The following is an 18042-nucleotide window of genomic DNA, read 5'->3' as shown; positions in this document are numbered from 1 at the left end:
TCTGCAGACGTAGGTCATGCCTTTACCCCCATGCGGATGTATAATTGGACCAGAAATCTGGCAGTGAATTTGACAGTGATATGGGTGTAACTGATAGTGAAAATCAATTACAACCGTTTACACTGGCACGTTCGTATATGATTAGTTCGAATATCTGTCGCGTGTTTTTATAGCCACACTTCTATGATTTTTGACGGTGCGTCGAGCGCGGTCCTTTACAACAGTATGCATGTATATGCTTAGTTCGAATAGACGATGTCTAGTTCCAGTTCGTTCACCCTCGCGAGGAGGAGGTCAGGAAACTCCTCACGGATGAGGCCACCCTTGAACCGCTGGGCCGGGCCGGAGATCGTTAACGCACCGAGGAGCGAGCCGTTGGGTTCCTGTACCGACGCTGCAACCGCGCTGATTCCCTCGTTGTGTTCCTCGAAGTTGAACGCGACGCCGCGTTCACGGGTCGCCTCCAACTCCGCGAACAGTTCTTCCTCGTCGGTAATACTCTGGTCCGTCAATGCCTTTAATCCGTGCTGATCGACGATCTCCTGAACCCGCCAGTCCGGCAGTTCGGCGAGTATCGCCTTGCCGGCCGCAGTTACGTGAAGCGGAAACTGACTGCCGTATCGGGAGAACGTCTCAACGGCGAGGTCCCCAGTTTTAGTGTAGACGTACCGTCCGTGACCGTGTTCTAAAATGGTGAAGTGCGTCCGGCCGCCCGACTCCTCGGCGAGGGCCTTCACGTGCTGTTCGGCCTTCCGATATCCGATCTTCCGCTGGCGAGCGTATTCCCCGACGTGGAGGAACTCGAGACTGGGATAGTAGACGCTTCCCTCGTCGATCACGAACCCGTTGTTTAGGAGTGTCTGCAGATGGTTATGGGCCGTACTCGGTGCGATGTCTAGTTCCTCTGCAATTTCGGTTACTCGAGCCCCGTCTAGTTCTACGAGTTGTCGGATTATTTCAAGGCTGATTTCCACCGCCCTGATGTTCGAGTGATCGAATTCCATACCTGTTATCCACAGCGCCTACTATTTAAAGTTCGCCTCTGGAGAAACGGCCATGTTTAGTTACTTGACTTCGCACGTTAGACGAACATGCCGTCGATCTGGTGCATTAGCTCGTCGATGCTGCGGTACGGACTGGTCAGTGCCCACTAGAGAGGATTCTGAACGCTTTCACGAAAGGATCGTTTGACGTCGTTTCGGAGTGAACTCGCGTGTCCGAGAATCGTTCCAAGGGCGCTATGTGCAGCACCGAACTTGTGGAGACTGTAGGCCAGCATCAGCAGGTGCCAGTGCCGACTGGCACCTGCGGCGTGCCGTAACTCGCAGTCGCCAAAACCAAGGTCCTGCTTGGTGTCTCTGAAGAACGTCTCTACTCGCCATCTCATCGCGTACAACTCGATGAGATGGCTTGCCGGTGCGTCGATTTTGTTCGACACGATATACATCACGCTCGGTTCCTCGTCTTCATCGCTTGATTCTTTCTCAGTGATCAGGAGCTTCACTTCTCCAAGACGACCGACATCACGTTTCTGTATCCAGATGTGGTAGATGTCGCCGTTAACGGTTCGTGGGACTGTGTCGATGCATTGGCTGAGCGCATCGACACGGATTCGGTCACCGCCATAGCTGACGCGTGTATCACTCTTGACGGCTGAAACCCATTCCTTCTCATACTCTTCGAGATGGGTGACGAACTCCTCGGTACTGTAGAACATATCAAAGAGATAGGTGTCCCGGCGGACACCTATCTCGATGAGTTCGTCAACGAGTTCGATAGCGAGTTCAACGCGACGTTTGTCGTTTTTCTTGTAGAGGCGAAAGCCTAGTGGGTAGGTGGTTTTCTCATCGGCGTAGAGTGCGTAGACGATGTTCTGTCCCCAGATGTAGCTGTGGATACCGTGGTCGTAGTATTTCCCTGCGTGAGGGTTTTTCTTGCCCGTTTTGTGCGTGAAGGTGTCGTCAATGATGACGACACCTTCACTGCTCCATCTCGTGTCATCGGCTTGTTGGAGCAGCGCGAGGCGTTCTCTGTTGAGCTGATCTTCGTCCCAGTCATACTCGGTGAGGAACTTGTTCAAAGCACGTTCGCTCTTGGCCGGGAGAACGATGTTCGAGATGCCTTGAACGGTCTTGTTGCTGGCCGCAACAAGACCTGTCACGTAGGTTTTGGCGTGGTGTTTTTGCCGCGTCGAGAAACACTCGAATTGGTCGATTGGTTCAGTACATGATAGGAACGACGTTATCGGCAGCATCCACCTTTCACACGCTCTATACGGGCTCTAACGATATAACGTGCGAAGTCAAGTAGTTAAGCGTGAAAAGTGAGGCGGTACGATTTTGTGCTGGTCTATGGCAAAAATCGAACGCCTCAACGGTTGTAGCGACTAGATCGATTTGAGCTTTGTGGAGCGAGAACGGACACCGCATCTGCTGATGGAACTCCGTATTCGACTCCATCTTGCTGGATTGTCGCTTTCGAATACCATTCGAGAACTCGAGAAGTTCGGTGTCGAGCGATCACGTAAGGCTGTTCACGATTGGGTACAGAAAGCCAATCTACAGCCGGCAGCTGGTGCAAATCCGAATCGCGTTGCACTTGACGAGACCGTGATTCGAATCGACGATCAGCAATATTGGCTGTACGCCGCAGTCGATCCCGAAACGAACAGAATTCTCCATACACGGCTGTTTTCGACGACTACAACCATATTGACCGAAATCTTTCTACGAGAACTGACTGAGAAACACGACATCAACGACGCAGTGTTTCTCGTCAATAGAGCACACCATCTTCAAACAGCACTCCGCCGACGCGGGCTCCGATTTCGATACGAAAACTAGGGAAAACGGAACGCTGTTGAACGTGTCTTCCGAGAGATAAAAAGGCGCACATCTTCGTTCGCAAACTGTTTCAGCCACGTACAACCATCAACCGCAGAATCGTGGTTCCAAGCCTTCGCTGTCTGGCACAATAATCGTATGCTTGCGAGGAATCCCGTCGTTCGTATTGGAACAGAAGTAGGCGCTGTCCGCCGATTACCGGTTGGCAGCGCAAGGAGAGAAGCCAACTCGGTTGTCACTTGCAGCGCCGAACCGTAGTAGGACTTATCGCTGTCCGACACACGGGCACTGTCTAGTTGAGCCAGTTTGAGAAACGAGCAGGTCGTTGAGTAAATTGGTTAGGATGCTCGCAGACCTGCTCAGCGAGAGCTACGAGAGGGATTTAGAAGAATCTTGGGAGAATGAGCGGACGGCGACGCCCGTTAGGGCGTTCGCCGTCCGCCTTCATCAGACCGGTTGTTCGCTTCGGGAGACAACAACGATTCTCACTGAATTAGGCGTTGAGCGCTCTCACGGAGCAATTTGGAGCTGGATGCACCGGCTTGCTGACAGCGGATGTGACCCGCCGACGGCTTCGCCGTCGCGGGTCGCTGTCGACGAAACCGCTGTCAAGATCAACGGCGAGTGGTCTTGGCTATATGCTGCAATAGACATCGAGACAAAGGTGATTCTCGACGTTGCGTTGTTTAGTCGACATGGTACTGATCCGGCGGCTGCGTTTCTGCAGAAACTCCGTGAGAAACACGATCTCACCGAGGCTGAGTTTCTCGTTGATCAATTTGGCTATCGGACTGCCCTTTCCCGAGTTGGATTGAGCGGTCGGGTCAACTATACTGACAAGAACCTCATCGAAAACTGTCCCGTTTCGAGTATTTAAATTAGATGTGAGGTTGTTAGGTCTGGATGATGGAAACACAGATCGACCAACCGATCGACAGCGCTTCTCCATCAACTGTCGGAGCTGAATTTTACTCGCTGCTCGAGCGCGTTCGTCGACGTAGTCGGTGATCGCCCGGCGCTGTTCGGGTGTTCAGAACTGTTGGTCGCTGCTACTCGCCGATCACCGGTCGCGTTCCCTTTCACTCTCGCGACCGTAGCACGCCCCAATGACCAACGTCCGTACCTACGGCTGTCCGTCCCCCGACTGTGGCTACACCGCGGGCGGGGCCGCCGAGTTGCTCGAGCACGTGAATACCGAACACGCAGGGAGTACCAGCGGGAGGACTGGCCGGATACGCCTGCTGGACGAGTTGAACGAGCAGTAGCGGAATCGAACGACGACGAAGAATAGCGTCAGTTAGGACTGTCGGCGGGCCTCGAGCATGATCTCAGCTACGCGTTCGGGTTGCTCGATAGCGAGCTTCAATAGTGCGTCGTGAGCCTCGCGGGTTTCTTCGTCAACGACGCCCGACTCTGCGAGTTGCGGAGCAATCGTGGTCCGAAACGTCTTTTCGAACTCGTCCCACGTCTCGCCACGGGCATAGATCGGTTTCTGTCGCACCTCGCTGTATTCGAACGCCGGGCCAGCGTCGGCCGGATCCGTCTCGATCGGTTCCTCTTGAATTGGTTCAGGATCCGGCTTAGCCACGGCGGGTTCCTCGCGTACCGGCGTCACATCGGACTCGGATTCATCGTCGGCGCCCTCGTCACTTTCGAGATCGTCGAACGGATTACTCATCGTTCAACCCCTCCGTTTGCGACGATAGCGGCGAGTTCTTCGTAGTACGGGATTTGGTCACTCTCCGGGTCATAATCCTGCAACGGCTGATTCTGCTGGAGCGAGCGGGAGAGTGCCGCCCGGTGTCGGATTCCCGGCGTCGGCGAGTCGATCGTTCCGGCGTCGATTTGGTCGAACTCATCGGCCGTGATCCGAGCGAAGTTCGGCACCGCGTCTCGGAGTGGCTGGCTGGGATTGACTTCGTAGCTGGCCGTATTCAGGTTCTCGAGTAGCTCGCGGTCTTCGGTCTGTTGGTCGATTCGATCCGAGAGTTTGTTCGGCACGACTGCGAGTACGTCGACGTCGATGTACTCCCGCGCGGGTTCGATGAGTCGTTCCATCGTGCGCTTGTAGCCGCCGATCGCACTCGAGCCCGGTTCAATCGGGATTACAACGTTGCCCGTCGCGACGAGCGCATTGTTATTGAGCATCCCCGGATACGCCGGACAGTCGAAGATGATGAAATCGTACTCATCGCCGAGGAGCGGATCCACGATCTTCGATTTGACCCGCGCGGATCCTTGCATCGCTCCAGCGAGGTCCTTTTCAACGTCCTCGAGCGTGTTCGACGATGGGAGTAGGTCGAAACCGTACTCGGTCTGTTGAATGAGGTCTGCCGGTGTTGCGTTGCCCTCGAGAATTACGTCGCCGAGATTTACATCGCTCTGATAGGCGTCCTCGAAACCGAGACCGTTCGTCGCGTGGCCGTTCGGATCCAAGTCCGCAAATAGTACGTCACCGCGCTCGGCGAGCTGCCGAGCGAGATTCATCGAGGTCGTACTCTTTCCGACGCCGCCTTTGAGAATAACAACGCTCACTGCTCGTGGACCGTTCGTAGCTGCCATGTTGTGTAACTCCGCCCGCTGCAATCTTCAATAGGTACCTATTGTACCATGAACGTCTGTTTCAGCGGACAGATAACACATTCTGATTAGTCTACTTAGTTCTACCTCTTACAACTATAATAGGTAGCTCAGGTATAGTAGGTGCGGTAGCTATCCCACCTATTTCACCTATTGGAGATTCGGAAGGTGAGTTAGGTTCGGGGTCTGGCGTCGCTACTCGAGTGGATGTAGGAGTTACAGGCGGCAGAGCCGTCCCAGTTGAAGCTGGTATTTAGCAGCCGGTTGGATCCGGCGATCATGGCTACGGGAGCGGGCAGCAAAGGCGTTGCATCGTCTGCTACGAACAGCCTGATACGACTCATCTCGAGAATATGAGATGGACTTGTTTGCCCTGTGAAAGGGTCGTATCGATCCATTCAGTTTTCTCCCGGATGTAGAAACTATCCCTTTCGGACGATATCGGGATTGGTTCTTGGGGCTGCGACGAGGTCATCGCCAGTGGGGCCTCTACGTTCGGAGATCACGATCTCTGGTATAACTGCGTACTGCTTTCGATCATACGCTACAGGTGCAGAGAGGACGGTATCCCGTATTCGACACGAGACTCGATGGCAGAGGATCGGCCGCCACCGTGACGGTCAGCCTCACAGGGGCAACAGTGCAACCTCCGAGCGACCGGCAGACGCGACGACCAGCGCTGTCTTTTGACTAGCGACCCATAGCCATTGTAGTGACAAGCACACCCACCAATTTCTGTTGGCGTTGAACTCAACAAGATCACATCCCTATATCCATCCGTCGCGTCATTCCTAGTACTCAAGATAACTTTTGCAAGTCAAGGAACTGCTTGATCCAGTTTCCAGCGAAGCTCACACGGTCAGTCACTTTTTCGAAGACAGTACTGACGAGAGCGCGGAACTCCTCCGCGCTCTCGACGATTAACGGTGAAATTTCCCACTTCAGACTCTTCAAAACCGATTCAATCGGGTTGAGATCCGGCGATCCAACCGGTAAGAACACGAAATCGATACCGAGCTGGGACGCTCGCTTGCGCGTATACTCGCACGTGTGTGAGAAGAGATTGTCCAAGACGAGCAGAATCCGCTTGCCGGGATTCTGCTCGCGGATTGCTTCGAGACACTCGCAAATTCGTTCTTTTGTCTGATCTTCGGGAAACGAAACAACGCTCTCGCCGTTGAGTGCATAGAAGCCGACCGCTGGTTCATCGATTCGAACCAGCGGTCGCTCGATATGTGGGTTATCGACGTACCACATCCGACGCGAATTATCCCACGGTTGGGGATGTGACGCGTCGAAGAATCCAACAACAGTCCCGCCATCTGTACAAATGTCGTCGTCAAGTTCCCAGCCACCGGCTTCGTCGGCTTCGTGTTTGTTGTGAGGCTGGTTGTCGTCCTCGTCGAGCGCCTCATCAAGGCGCTCGTCGAGGATCTCTTCAGCGTTATCAGGCCGTGACGGGCGCTTTGTCCGTGGAATTGAGTACGAAAGCCCGAGTTCACGGAGGAACGTGCTCAGATAATCTGGATGATACTCAACGTCGAATTCCTCGTTGAGGAGATACTGTATTTCCTGTTGTTTCCATGGTTGGCCCTCACGCAGGAGTTCGAGAAGCTCTTCCTGTTCATCTTCGCCGAGCTTCGGGGGACGTCCGTCCCCGAAGTTCGGCGTCAGTTGACCGAGACCGCCCTCATTCCACCGGCGACCCCACCGACTCCCGGTCGATTCAGACTTCCCAACCCGGTTTGCTGCCTCCTCAAGCGTGTCGCCTTCATAGAGATTCTTTACGAAGGTAAGACGGCGGACGACCTTCGGATCGTCCGCCTCGGCCAGGAGTTGATCAAGCTCTTCATCAGAAAGATGGCGAACAACGTCCTTTCGACGATCGCCGCTCACTGTGTCGATTATCTCCCTCCAGCCCCAAAACTTCTCTCACGTACTACACTTCAACGCGACTGGAACATTCCTGATGCGGTTGTGATGCCACTTGGCCATGGGACACTCTTCCTCGGGGTGTACCGGGGGTTCAAAGCGCTATCTGAAGCAGGATGGACCGATTCGGTGCCACGTCTTCTTGGTGCACAAGCGGCGGGATACGCGCCGATTGCGAGCGAACTCCACGCTGTCCCTGCAGGTAAGAACGATGTCGCAGATGGGATTCAGATACAGGAGCCGACGCGAAAACAGCAACTACTCGATGCGATTGCTGAGACGGACGGTGATGCGATTGCGATCACTGAGGATGCAGTGCAACCCGAACTAGACCGGCTCCATGCGAACGGATTCTACGTGGAACCGACATCGGCGATTGCTCCTGCGGCACTGCAGGAATACCAAGAACAGGGAACTCTTGAGCCAGATGCGGATGTCGTGATGCCGCTCACAGGGCATGGGTTGAAAGCCTAGCTTGACAGAATAACAATTAAAGCGTTTCTTCAACTGCTTTCCTGTAATGAACAAGAACAAGGATAGAGCTGGCCTGTAACTGATACACGCTGTGTATTCAGCACAACTCGATGAACCCCCGTGCTACCTGACAATTACTCTGGCGTTCAGTTCGCAGGTATAGTGAACGGGTAGTTCAATCCGAATGGGGCGAAAAGAACCCCATATAGATCGTTCTATGACATCTTGTGATAAATCCTATCTCAAATCATGCTATAACAGTGAGGATTCAAAGAGAGTACGCTGGCTCGCAAATAGGTGTATATACACGTACCTCGTATAGTAGCTGTGGATCTCTCTGCCACCAAGAACTGTCACTGCCTGGCCGCACGCCGCCGTGCACGCGAAGTCACTCGACTCTACGACGAGAAACTTCGAACCCATGGGCTGCAGTCGACGCAGTTCTCCGTGCTCGCCGCACTGGCCCTCAAGGGCCCGACACCGCTAGGAGAACTCGCTAACCTCCTCGGTCTTGAACGGACGACGCTTACCCGGAGCGCCAATCGACTGGAAGACGAGGGATGGGTCACCGACGCCGAAGCGGACGACGCGAGAAAGCGCTGTCTGAAGTTGACGCCGGACGGTCGCAAGAAGATCGAGAGCGCCTACCCTGCCTGGAAGGAAGCCCAAGACGAGGTGGACGAGCAGATGAATGGACTGGCGACGGAGTGAAGCCACAATAGGAGCACGACAATGCCGACAATTAACCGTCAAATTGAACCGAGAACAGGTCCGTCACGGATTACATCGTCAGTACCTGGGGGAAGGTGACCTCATGCAGAAGATCACCCCGAACCTATGGTTCGACGGCAACGCAGAGGATGCGGTGAACCGGTACACAAGCATATTCGACGACTCGTCGATCGGACCCACCAGCCGGTATGACGAGGCGTCAGCGGAAGCGTCGGGCCAACCAGAGGGGAGCGTCCTGACAATCGACTTCGAGCTAGAGGGCCAGTCGTTCGTCGCACTCAACGGCGGCCCCCAGTTCGAGTTCACTCCGGCAATCTCGTTCATCGTCAACTGTCCCACGACAGCGGCGGTAGACGAGCTTTGGACGGAACTGGCGAAGGAGGGCGAGACGCTGATGCCCCTCGATTCCTACCCCTTCAGCGACCGGTACGGCTGGACAAAAGACGAATACAGCGTATCATGGCAGTTGATTCACGACAACACCATTCCGGAGCGGAAAATCGTCCCATCGCTGATGTTCGTCGGTGAGCGGTGCGGTCAGGCCGAGGAGGCGATGGCGTACTACACGTCAGTGTTTGACGACGCGGACGTCAACGACATCGCCCGCTACGGCCCTGACCAGGCGCCAGATGAGGAGGGGACGGTCATGTTCGCCGACTTCACGCTCGCCGGTCAACACTTCGCGACGATGGACAGCGCCCAGGAACACGACTTCACCTTCAACGAGTCGATTTCGTTCATCGTGGACTGCGCTGATCAGGCGGAGGTCGACTACTACTGGGACGCACTCACGGCGGACGGCGGGGAGGAGGGGCAGTGCGCCTGGCTCACGGACAAGTACGGCGTGTCCTGGCAGATCGTCCCAGCGGTCCTGCCCGAACTCTTGCGTGACGAGGACGCCGAAAAAGCGGGCCGAGCCATGAAGGCGATGCTTCAGATGCGGAAAATCGATATCCAGATGCTGGAGGAGGCATCTATCGGGTAGGTCCACCAGCTCCACCGAGAATCCGAGCACAACGGTCTCTTTGGCTCTGTTGAAATCCTATTCTTCATATGTATTTTAGCGTGAAACGCACGCTCACTACACGTGCGGACTTGCCGCGCACCCGGCTCAACGTCGACCCAGGTGATCGACAGGTCCGTCTCTGACGCATCCCGCTGGGAGTGCAGAATGTGGGAAACGAGTCCGTCGTCTCGGCTCAGTGCCGGCGCGTCAGAGTTGCGTACCGATCGCATGTAAGTAGCGTATACCGAACGGGATTTGATTCCACTCCTGCGCTTCCGAATCGCTACCCGTCCCAGTACTCCGTCTCGTCGTCGATGCGGTAGTAGCCCTCGAGCGACCGGTCGTCGCGACCGCCCGGCGGCGAGCCGACGAAGACGCCGAACTTGTTCATCTCCGGGTAGACTGTGATATCCGGCCCGTTCATCGTCGACATCGCAAGATACCGGAGCGTGTCGTCGCCGTCGTTGACGACCCGATGGCCGCCCGACTCGTCGGCGGGAAAGGTTGCGTAGTCACCGGCCGTCAGGGGCTCGAGGCCGTCCTCCGTCTTCAGTTGTCCCTCGCCTGCCAGCACGTAGATCGCCTCCTCGTTGGCCGTGTGATAGTGGTAGGGCCACGACCGCATCCCGGGCGGGAGTTCGTAGAGGCTACAGCCGAGGTCCGAGGCGTCGACGGCGTTGGAGAGTTCCTTCCGCCGGAACGTCGTTTGCTCTCGATCGTACTCTTTCCAGTCGACGGTCGATTCGTTGATCTTGTCCATACCATCTGTCACTCACATCAATTACGTATAATTTCGTGTCACCCTCGATCGGTTTGGGCTGGTTCACTATTCAGTACACGTGTCTACGTACCTTTTTCCGCCTCGGGATTCCTCACTTCGTTCGGAACCTCTCGGCGCAAAAATCTACGTTAAAAAGGCCGCCTCCGCGGGCTTTGCCCGCTCCGGCGGTGAACTGCTCACTTCGTTCGCAGATGCACGTCGCGGTAACGCCTTCGCCTGTACTTACCGTAGAGGGTCCAAAGCTATCATGTTCTAAGGATTTCAACAGAGCCGTCTCCTTGGTTATCTGTCCGGTGTAGTAGCTTGAATTCGGTGAGTTGTCTGGCTAGTGAACGTCGAGATCTGGATTTCTGCACCAAGTTAACCAACATACAACCTACTGTGTTGGTTAATTGAGAAGCACTGTCTATTTTGTAGCGCCAACCCAAGTTCTCACAACGCGAAGAAATATATTTCCAGTACCTTGGATATATGTCCTAGCGGCTCGTAGACACGAGCATGCCTGATCACAACCAACCATCGATGACGCGGGGGGAACGCGTTCGTGCTGCAGCACGAACCCTCCGGACACCCCGTACTGCACAGTGGATTGCTGACGAGACAGAGGTCTCGGTGAAAACCGCACAGAAATACCTCGAGCAACTTGCCGAGGACAACGTTCTCCGAGAAATCGAACAGGGAGAGCAGACCCTCTATGGCATCGACCAGCTGATGGCCACATATCGTGAGGTTGCGGCACTCCAGCGGGAACACGATCGAGAGGAACTCACTACCGCTCTCGAGTCAATGCGAACCAAAATCACAGATTGGAAGGTCTCGTACGACGTCGAGACGCCAGGCGAACTCCGAGCGAGCATCGCTGATCTCGACGACAGTGATGAGATGGCACAACGTCGCGAGATTGCCAGCGAGTGGGAACATCTTGAAGATCGTCTGCCAGTCATTCGCGCTGCACTCAATGAGTACGACTGGGCCACAAAACGCGATACAATTTCTGCGTGACAAATGGGCCTTTCAGGAACAATCGATAGCTCGGTCTATAAGGGACTCAGAGACGTCCTGCAGCGCCACCCTGTTGTCACAACTGTTTCATATGAACCGGACAGCCTCGTCAAAAAGTTCCTCCGAGCACAGATCGATCCCGACCGCGTCATCCCACCGACTGGTCCAGAACAACCGAGGTTGGACGTCGAATGGCGGTTCACTCAGAATGAGCAGTTCTACCGGATCCACTATGCCGACCCAAATACGGGGTTCAATTGCGGCTGGCACCGTGATGAGGACCATCCCGAGTTGGGGCCAGTCCATTTCCAATACGAGAAGCCGGATGCTGAGAGCAGCCAGCACGAGCGTTCGAACTTTGAAAAGAAAGTTCCAACAGAAATACTCTGGACCGCTCTCGACCAATTGTTCGAAAGGCGAATTCCGAACTTAGTGAGGGAGACATGAGGCCAAGTCAGGTTAATAAGCTTCTTATTGGCAGGCTGCCGGTACGGCTGCAGAGAGTGCTCCTTCATCGTTGAACGAGTGTGTCTTATCACTCAGACAAATAGAGGGTGACAACTGTATCTTGGAAATCCAGTTGTGGTGGGATTGAGAGGGGATGCCCTGTTGAATAGCTTTTCTGAACCCCGAGAGGAGAAGAAAACTACCGCAGAGATGATTCGTTTAGTGGTCATCGGTATCGTATTTTTCTGACCTGGTAGCAAGAATGAAGATTGGTTTCTGAGATTTTACTCTTCAACCGCTGATTCGTGGCCAGAACACACCCACCCCGACACCGTACCTCTATTCAACAGAGCAACTTTAACTGTGACTCAGAATCTATTCAACACGGCAGATGGATCTGGGATTCTGTCGGTCAAGACATCAATGCGGTCACGGAGGACGGAATCGAGTACCAGTTCTACCACCTCGACGGCCCGGACGGCGAGTTCAGGCAGAACGGGTCCGTCTGGTCGAACTGCGTCCTGTATACGGTCGGATTGCTCGGAAACCGTCTTAAAAAAGCTATCAGAGCGAGCGGTTCCTTCGTTCGCTCTCCGTCATCGCTCCGGATTACTTGAACACTCGAGCGTCGGCCCAGTTGGCGTGGTCGTAGTCGACGGTACCGTCGGTCCCTTCCGTGACGACCAACTCAAGGACGTCGACGCCCGAGATGTCGACGTCAAGCGAGACGGCGCTGTCTTCTCCCGTGAGAACATCCGTCTCGATGAGGACCTCATCGTCGCCGAGCACGCGGAATTTGACGTTTCCTTCGTCTCCAACTTCGTCATCGATCCCGACGTCGGTGACGAACTGCGATACGTTGCCATTGAGGTAGTAGACTATTTCCGACTCGGCGTGGATACCGATTCCCTTCTCGTAGGTTTCACCCCCGATCGAGAGTGTGTTCCCGTCGACGCTCTCGTCGAGGCCGATCGAGCCCCAGCCGATAGTCGCCGTGGTCCACTCGTGATCACTGAGATAGGTGTCGCCTGTCGGCGGCGCCGGCGGGACGGATACTGACGGACGATTCGAGATTTCGATAGTGGTCCCCTCTCGTACGTAGGCCGCCGTCACCTCGATCGTGTCATCGCTATCCGGTTCGGGCGGAGCCGTCACCTCCCACGCGACCGTGACTGACTCGTCGACCGCGACTTCGTCGAGCGACGTCTCGGTCGTCGACATCGCGTCCCAGCCGCTCGGAGCGTCAAAGTCCAACTGAACGTCCTCGACGACGGTCCGATCGTCGTTGGTGAAAGTAGCGGTTAGCTCGAACGTCTCGCCGCCGGTAACGAACTTCACATCGGTGGAGAGTTCCAGCCCTTTTTCAGTGTATTTGTTGATCGGTAATTCTCGATTCTTCTCCCAATCCTCACGGGTGAAACTGGGGAATTTGACGGGCCTACTCCCGTGATTGATAGAGATGCGAGAAAGTGGCCGGATAGCGGACCAGTGGACCGCATCGTACACGTTTTGATCGACCGGCCGACCCTTGTTCAGCGCATCGATGAGCCGATAGACCATTATGTAATCGCCTCCTCCATGGCCGTATCCTTCGGCCTGTTTGCCTAGGCTTTCCCAAACAGGATGTTCATACTCATCCCGATACTCATCATACGTTTCGTCATCCAAGACGTTGTGTCCTTCGTTGCCTATGGATAAACTGCTCCCATGGTGCGTCGTGCTTTCGTGAAATCCGCCTGTCCCGGCGAGGGTGTTGTGGGAAAGCCCAGAGGTTGTGCGGGTCGTTTTCACATCCAACTGCTCCTCAATGTGTAACCCTTTGTTCGTCTTGATTAGTGATCTGGTCGTGTCACCGTTTGCCCAGTCAGTCTGACCATAGAACTCGTCGCCCGGCCCCAATTCGTTCTGCGCATATTCGCTAAGGGCGGCTTCGGGACTCTCCTGTGCGACGAGGGACTCCATACGGTCACCACGCAAGAGTTCCAAGTACCATGCAATGGGACCGACACCGTGGGTAGGATAGGTATCGCCTTTCTCCTCCATGTGCATTCGCGATCGCCAGTTGATCGGCGGGCCATAGGCGCCCATGAAATAGGTGCCCACTAGATTATGAATATATCCACCTCTCGCAAAAGTTATCTCATCAAAGACGCCCTCCTGCACCATGTTCAATACCCACAATTCTTCTTCCCTGTAATTGTAGTTTTCATTCTGCACGCAATGCACCTGATTCCGCTCGGACGCCTGAACCAGATCCCAGCACTCCTTGATGGTTGTCGCAGCAGGAACCGCGACCGCTACATGCTTTCCTTTGTCCATTGCATACACGCACATTTCAGCGTGTGAGCGGTGGTGCGTGAAGATATATACCAAGTCGATATCATTGCGTTCCACTAGTTGTTTCCACCCACTATCGACCATTTTGTCGAGATCGTCTTCTCTAAACGATTCATCGTCCTCCCACTCGTCTTCTGAAACCCCGGCCGAGTACGTGGCGGGGTCCATTCCGTAGTCCTCCTGCAGCGTGGAGGCCATCTCTTGCACACGGTCCTCCACGACATCACAGACGGCGTTTATCTCGCAATTGGGCATCGCATTTTCGTTGATCTTGGCCACTGTTTCTGTTATCCCGGGTCCGCGATTTCCGAGCCCAATAATGCCAACACCGACCGTTTCGATCGGGTCCGCCTCAAGGTTCATAACGCTCTCACCTCTTCTGGATGGCGTTTCTCCTGGCGGAGTATCCTCCGGTGGTCCCTCTCCAGGGTGTACTCGCGCCTGTCCTGTCGGGGTTACGGTAATCATTCCCGCTGCGCTTACTGTACCGGCTAAGTATTCCCTGCGTGTACGATTCATGGTACTTTGTGACATAAATTATAATTGGCAATAAGTGTTTGTATGGCGGTTAATATATCTGCAACATTCTCTCTACTGATTGATCATTTCTCGTGTATTTTCAGTCGACCGCTGGACGAACGGCGAGGGGATCTTCTGGCGATGGGGGCCACAACCACTTCCCTAGTCTCTGATCGAATGGAAATCCCAGCGATCGAATGTCATCGTGTCAAAACTCTGCTCGAAATCGACGTCTTCGGCCGCCACGGGACCGACCCCACGGCAGCCTTCCTCTCTCGGCTTGAGGAGAAACATGATATCAGCGAAACGGAGTTTCTCGTCGGTGCTGGCGGCTATCTGACTGGTCTTGCTCGTCGGAAGCTGAGCGGTCAGCTCAACGATAGCGAGCGAAATCACATCGAAAATGCTGGCGTTGCGAACGACGAAGACGGGGAAGTGGGAGCAGATACCGTCTTCCATTTTGAACAGGCCGGCGAACGAATCTATGCAAACTACTCTGGTGGCGATATTGTAGATAGGCACTTGGTTGGGACGTTCGATGGGGAACAATGGGACATCAGATACACCCAAATAAATACGGATAATGAAACCGCAACCATTGGTCTTTAGTTAGGCCCCAGTCCTCGATTGTGTAGCGGTAGCGAGCCTCTCTTGGAGTATCGGTCGTTATTGGTGTATCTTTTGAGCGTCGTCGATCAACCGTTCCAGCAACGGTGGCGGAGAGTAGCCGAGGTATTCACCGAGTTCGTGAAGGATGAGCTGGGCGTGCGACCGGAAGGTCGCCGCCCAGCGTTCTGGTGGGAACACGAGCTCATCATCTGCCTGCTCGGTGACCAGATCCAACAGATCACGGCTAACCAGCAGTGACAGCAACGCCGCGTACAGCAGTATCTCAACGACGTGCTTCTTGCTCGTGGTAAACTCGTCCAACGAGTATTGTGTCTTGAGTTCGCGGAATAACAACTCAACCTCCCATCTGCAGCGGTAGATCGTCGCTAGATCTGCTGGTAAGAACTCTTCTCGCGGGAGATTCGTGATATATAGATGATAGTCGTCGGCGTCCTCGTTGCGGATGCCGACGACACGGAACGTCTTCGTGTCCCACGACTGCGTCCCTGTATACTCTCTGCGCTGGAATTCTGCTTCGACCTCAACATCGATATACTGCCGATAGAGGTCATCAACCACGTCGTGGATCTTCTCACCCTCCAAGGGAATGGCGTCGCCACGCCATTCCCGTAATTCTCCGGTTATCTCCGGATTCACGTTTGATTTGAGCCGACTCACGAAGTAGCCGTCATTCTCGTCGATCAGTGCGAAACGGCGGTACTTGAAGTACGCTTGATCGAACAGTACTAACCGGTCTTTGAGCCACGGACCTGTGTCAAACTCTGTGCCGTCGTGTGCTTTTTCGTCAGTGACGCTGAACCGGTCGATCGTCTGATCGGTGACGTTGTGGAGCAGGTGGAGCCGCGCTCCACCCTGCTCCCCTTTCCGTGGTTCGTACGCATCAGCGAGAAACCGATGTAACCGCAGGATCGTCCCGTCAGCGACCATCACGTCACGGAACCGGTCGAAATCTGCATCAACTGTATCCGGGACAGCGACCTCGTCGAGCGCGACCTCGACGAGGTCGCGGAGATACTCCGCGAGCGAGGGCGTCAGTCGCTGATAGAATCCGCCAGGAGAGATCGTTTCATCCGCTGTAGCGTTGTAGCTCCGTCTGAACCCAGTGAGTGTTCGGCTCTCGCCTGCGGCGAAGCCGAACACGAATGCCCAGACGAAGGCAGGAATCTGGAGCTTGCGGTCGCGTTCGACCACGCCGAGTTCCTCGGCGTGCTCTTCGAGGAACTCGGAGGGAAACAGTGTAGTGAGCCGACGCATAATTCGAGATGAGGAGGCGTCTTGTTGCACACTTGCCGCCTCCTCGTTCCTTCCGCAAACATACCTCGATAAGCCACCGCTGTCACGCGATTCGTCTCCTAACTAAAGACGGATGTCTTCGGAGACATATCCTCGTTGTGGACAACGTACCGGTGATCGTGCTCCATGCCTCGGTAGGCTGGCAATCCATCAATCCAGACATCAACCAGTCAAATACGAGTCTCGTTCTCAACGCTGTCGCTGAAGACGACCAGTTCGAGTTCGAAGCCAACGATAACAGCTGATCCACGACCGCGATTGTAGAAATTTAGTGAACCGAGATCGCGTTGGCAGTCTAGCCGTTGTTCTTTCGGCCGGGGACGCCGTAATCGATGTGGACTTCCGGTGTGCTCGGTGATTCAGATGCTGGAGTTCCGTTCCAATCGAGAACATGGACATTCGCTAGCTCCCCAGAAAACTGGAACCGATGGACGCCAGTTTCGATCGTCCCCTCGACAGCATGTTCCGAGACCACTGTAGTCTCCTCGAGCGAGTCAGCCTCAACTGGTTCGATATCACCATCGACGCTAATTTCGTAGTTGGATGGCACTCCACGACCGATTACTGTAACGATATTTGTCATCGTAGTCTCACTTGGCATACAGTGGGAGACTCAACTTTGCCAGTATAAGCCTTCTCATTAGCAAAACGGTCGGAATTTCCAACGCTCTCGAACGAACGAATATGGATGCACTACAACTCGACGTACTGATCTTCCCACTCTCGTCTATCCTGGATCGCTTGCTCTCCTGCGTCGCTAATCACGTAATAGTTCGTCCGTCGATCGAGTTCGCCCTTCTCGACTAACTCCTTGTTGACAAGCGTATCGAGGTTTGGGTACAGTCGGCCGTGATTGATTTCGCTCTCATAGTATTTCTCTATCTCCTCCTTGACATCTTGGCCGGACGGGCGGTCGGCACCTGCGATCACGTACAGGAGGTCTCGTTGGAAGCCGGTGAGGTCATCCATATTACGAGAGTATTCAACGATGCTGCATTTGACTTCTTTTCACGGAGAATTGGATGTCTCCGCGCTGTGAAAGTAGAATGTTGTGCCCTGTTGAATGTATTCTTATACTCATTCAAACGGTGAAAGCTGCAGCAGAGGCCGGTTCGAGGGTGTCATCGAATGATCCGTATGATGTTCTTTTCGCCGAACCTGGAGTGAATTATACATTCATTACACTTGCAGACTGTGCGAACTTCGCTGTACTTTTCGTTTCCGGTCGCCAACAGAGCGTAATGGGAATTCAAAGCTACTTTGAATCTGATCTCCGGTTCTACTATGCGGTTGGTGGGTTCGTGATACTGGTTTTCATAAGCGGGATCGCTGTATCGGCAATATTGGAACTCGCCGTCATTGATCAGCGGCTCATTCCGCTCATTGTCGGATTCTTCTTGTTCATGTTCGTCTACTTTATCTCGGTAAGCGTTCAGGCTCTCGAACCGGATTCGTGACGCTATCAT

General features: G+C 54.4%; 16 protein-coding genes and 5 pseudogenes. 11 read left to right on the top strand and 10 right to left on the bottom strand.

Annotated elements, in window-relative coordinates; translation table 11 throughout:
* Positions 1–239: 239 nt before the first annotated feature.
* Positions 240–1004 (bottom strand): IclR family transcriptional regulator, encoded by a 765-nt coding sequence (locus HYG81_RS42550; protein WP_226778429.1) that lies wholly within the window; start codon positions 1002–1004, stop codon positions 240–242.
* A 77-nt stretch (positions 1005–1081) separates the two neighbouring features.
* Positions 1082–2254: pseudogene (locus HYG81_RS42545) on the bottom strand (IS701 family transposase).
* Between the two features lie 136 nt (positions 2255–2390).
* Between HYG81_RS42545 and HYG81_RS42540 the strand changes: the two are divergent.
* From HYG81_RS42540 to HYG81_RS42530, 3 genes and pseudogenes are all read left to right on the top strand, one after another.
* Positions 2391–2975: pseudogene (locus HYG81_RS42540) on the top strand (IS6 family transposase); the annotation flags it as partial.
* A gap of 211 nt (positions 2976–3186) precedes the next feature.
* Positions 3187–3696, top strand: a pseudogene (locus HYG81_RS42535) (IS6 family transposase); the annotation flags it as partial.
* A gap of 253 nt (positions 3697–3949) precedes the next feature.
* Positions 3950–4108: a hypothetical protein gene (locus HYG81_RS42530; RefSeq protein ID WP_226778428.1), complete on the top strand. Its 159-nt coding sequence runs from the start codon at positions 3950–3952 to the stop codon at positions 4106–4108.
* A 32-nt stretch (positions 4109–4140) separates the two neighbouring features.
* Here HYG81_RS42530 and HYG81_RS42525 read toward each other — a convergent pair whose 3' ends face one another.
* From HYG81_RS42525 to HYG81_RS42515, 3 genes are all read right to left on the bottom strand, one after another.
* Complete coding sequence (locus tag HYG81_RS42525; RefSeq protein WP_226778427.1) at positions 4141–4521, bottom strand: DUF7970 domain-containing protein; 381 nt, start codon at positions 4519–4521, stop codon at positions 4141–4143.
* The gene (locus HYG81_RS42520; protein WP_226778426.1) at positions 4518–5405 is read right to left on the bottom strand and encodes a ParA family protein; all 888 of its coding nucleotides are present in this window, start codon (positions 5403–5405) and stop codon (positions 4518–4520) included. The genes HYG81_RS42525 and HYG81_RS42520 overlap by 4 nt, the downstream gene beginning before the upstream one ends.
* Before the next feature lie 816 nt (positions 5406–6221).
* Entirely contained in the window at positions 6222–7319 is a 1098-nt protein-coding gene (locus HYG81_RS42515; RefSeq protein ID WP_226778425.1) for an IS630 family transposase, read from the bottom strand.
* 48 nt (positions 7320–7367) lie between these two features.
* Here HYG81_RS42515 and HYG81_RS42510 point away from each other — a divergent pair.
* The 3 genes and pseudogenes from HYG81_RS42510 to HYG81_RS42500 form a co-directional block, all read left to right on the top strand.
* Positions 7368–7829, top strand: a pseudogene (locus tag HYG81_RS42510) (pyridoxal-phosphate dependent enzyme); the annotation flags it as partial.
* A 327-nt stretch (positions 7830–8156) separates the two neighbouring features.
* Positions 8157–8540: a MarR family winged helix-turn-helix transcriptional regulator gene (locus HYG81_RS42505; protein ID WP_226778424.1), complete on the top strand. Its 384-nt coding sequence runs from the start codon at positions 8157–8159 to the stop codon at positions 8538–8540.
* A gap of 103 nt (positions 8541–8643) precedes the next feature.
* A complete protein-coding gene (locus tag HYG81_RS42500; protein ID WP_226778423.1) occupies positions 8644–9546 on the top strand; it encodes a VOC family protein in 903 nt (300 codons plus the stop codon).
* A 304-nt stretch (positions 9547–9850) separates the two neighbouring features.
* Here the strand turns inward: HYG81_RS42500 and HYG81_RS42495 are convergent, their stop codons facing one another.
* Positions 9851–10327, bottom strand: a complete 477-nt coding sequence (locus tag HYG81_RS42495) for a cupin domain-containing protein (protein ID WP_226778422.1) — start codon at positions 10325–10327, stop codon at positions 9851–9853.
* Between the two features lie 519 nt (positions 10328–10846).
* On the opposite strand from HYG81_RS42495, the gene HYG81_RS42490 reads away from it, so the two are divergent.
* Both HYG81_RS42490 and HYG81_RS42485 read left to right on the top strand, forming a co-directional pair.
* Entirely contained in the window at positions 10847–11350 is a 504-nt protein-coding gene (locus HYG81_RS42490) for a DUF7342 family protein (protein ID WP_226778421.1), read from the top strand.
* A 3-nt stretch (positions 11351–11353) separates the two neighbouring features.
* Positions 11354–11797, top strand: a complete 444-nt coding sequence (locus HYG81_RS42485; RefSeq protein ID WP_226778420.1) for a hypothetical protein — start codon at positions 11354–11356, stop codon at positions 11795–11797.
* A gap of 609 nt (positions 11798–12406) precedes the next feature.
* Here HYG81_RS42485 and HYG81_RS42480 read toward each other — a convergent pair.
* Positions 12407–14497: an NPCBM/NEW2 domain-containing protein gene (locus HYG81_RS42480; protein WP_226778419.1), complete on the bottom strand. Its 2091-nt coding sequence runs from the start codon at positions 14495–14497 to the stop codon at positions 12407–12409.
* 366 nt (positions 14498–14863) lie between these two features.
* On the opposite strand from HYG81_RS42480, the pseudogene HYG81_RS42475 reads away from it, so the two are divergent.
* Together HYG81_RS42475 and HYG81_RS46130 are read left to right on the top strand one after the other, a co-directional pair.
* Positions 14864–15055, top strand: a pseudogene (locus tag HYG81_RS42475) (IS6 family transposase); the annotation flags it as partial.
* Positions 15050–15262 carry an avidin-fold protein gene (locus HYG81_RS46130; RefSeq protein ID WP_486641990.1) on the top strand — a complete coding sequence of 71 codons (213 nt, stop codon included), beginning with the start codon at positions 15050–15052 and terminating at the stop codon, positions 15260–15262. The pseudogene HYG81_RS42475 and the gene HYG81_RS46130, both read left to right, overlap by 6 nt.
* A 57-nt stretch (positions 15263–15319) precedes the next feature.
* On the opposite strand, the gene HYG81_RS42470 is transcribed toward HYG81_RS46130, so the two are convergent.
* The 3 genes from HYG81_RS42470 to HYG81_RS42460 form a co-directional block, all read right to left on the bottom strand.
* Positions 15320–16537 carry an IS4 family transposase gene (locus HYG81_RS42470; protein WP_226778687.1) on the bottom strand — a complete coding sequence of 406 codons (1218 nt, stop codon included), beginning with the start codon at positions 16535–16537 and terminating at the stop codon, positions 15320–15322.
* Positions 16538–16871: 334 nt separating this feature from the next.
* Positions 16872–17177, bottom strand: coding sequence for a hypothetical protein (locus HYG81_RS42465; RefSeq protein WP_226778418.1), 306 nt, complete (start codon positions 17175–17177; stop codon positions 16872–16874).
* Between the two features lie 92 nt (positions 17178–17269).
* Complete coding sequence (locus tag HYG81_RS42460) at positions 17270–17545, bottom strand: PadR family transcriptional regulator (RefSeq protein WP_226778417.1); 276 nt, start codon at positions 17543–17545, stop codon at positions 17270–17272.
* 272 nt (positions 17546–17817) lie between these two features.
* On the opposite strand from HYG81_RS42460, the gene HYG81_RS42455 reads away from it, so the two are divergent.
* A complete protein-coding gene (locus HYG81_RS42455; protein WP_138246919.1) occupies positions 17818–18033 on the top strand; it encodes a hypothetical protein in 216 nt (71 codons plus the stop codon).
* The last annotated feature ends 9 nt before the right edge of the window (positions 18034–18042 follow it).

Source organism: Natrinema zhouii, assembly GCF_013456555.2.
GTDB lineage: Archaea > Halobacteriota > Halobacteria > Halobacteriales > Natrialbaceae > Natrinema > Natrinema zhouii.
The sequence above is the reverse complement of the archived record's forward strand: the minus strand, read 5'-3'. Positions and strand labels throughout refer to the sequence as shown.

Coding starts and splice junctions, on each gene's coding strand:
- HYG81_RS42550 (WP_226778429.1), bottom strand. CDS start 1,004: ATGGAATTCGATCACTCGAACATCAGGGCGGTGGAAATCAGCCTTGAA.
- HYG81_RS42525 (WP_226778427.1), bottom strand. CDS start 4,521: ATGAGTAATCCGTTCGACGATCTCGAAAGTGACGAGGGCGCCGACGAT.
- HYG81_RS42460 (WP_226778417.1), bottom strand. CDS start 17,545: ATGGATGACCTCACCGGCTTCCAACGAGACCTCCTGTACGTGATCGCA.
- HYG81_RS42465 (WP_226778418.1), bottom strand. CDS start 17,177: ATGCCAAGTGAGACTACGATGACAAATATCGTTACAGTAATCGGTCGT.
- HYG81_RS42520 (WP_226778426.1), bottom strand. CDS start 5,405: ATGGCAGCTACGAACGGTCCACGAGCAGTGAGCGTTGTTATTCTCAAA.
- HYG81_RS42500 (WP_226778423.1), top strand. CDS start 8,644: ATGCAGAAGATCACCCCGAACCTATGGTTCGACGGCAACGCAGAGGAT.
- HYG81_RS42490 (WP_226778421.1), top strand. CDS start 10,847: ATGCCTGATCACAACCAACCATCGATGACGCGGGGGGAACGCGTTCGT.
- HYG81_RS42470 (WP_226778687.1), bottom strand. CDS start 16,537: ATGCGTCGGCTCACTACACTGTTTCCCTCCGAGTTCCTCGAAGAGCAC.
- HYG81_RS42530 (WP_226778428.1), top strand. CDS start 3,950: ATGACCAACGTCCGTACCTACGGCTGTCCGTCCCCCGACTGTGGCTAC.
- HYG81_RS42485 (WP_226778420.1), top strand. CDS start 11,354: ATGGGCCTTTCAGGAACAATCGATAGCTCGGTCTATAAGGGACTCAGA.
- HYG81_RS42495 (WP_226778422.1), bottom strand. CDS start 10,327: ATGGACAAGATCAACGAATCGACCGTCGACTGGAAAGAGTACGATCGA.
- HYG81_RS42480 (WP_226778419.1), bottom strand. CDS start 14,497: ATGAACCTTGAGGCGGACCCGATCGAAACGGTCGGTGTTGGCATTATT.
- HYG81_RS42455 (WP_138246919.1), top strand. CDS start 17,818: ATGGGAATTCAAAGCTACTTTGAATCTGATCTCCGGTTCTACTATGCG.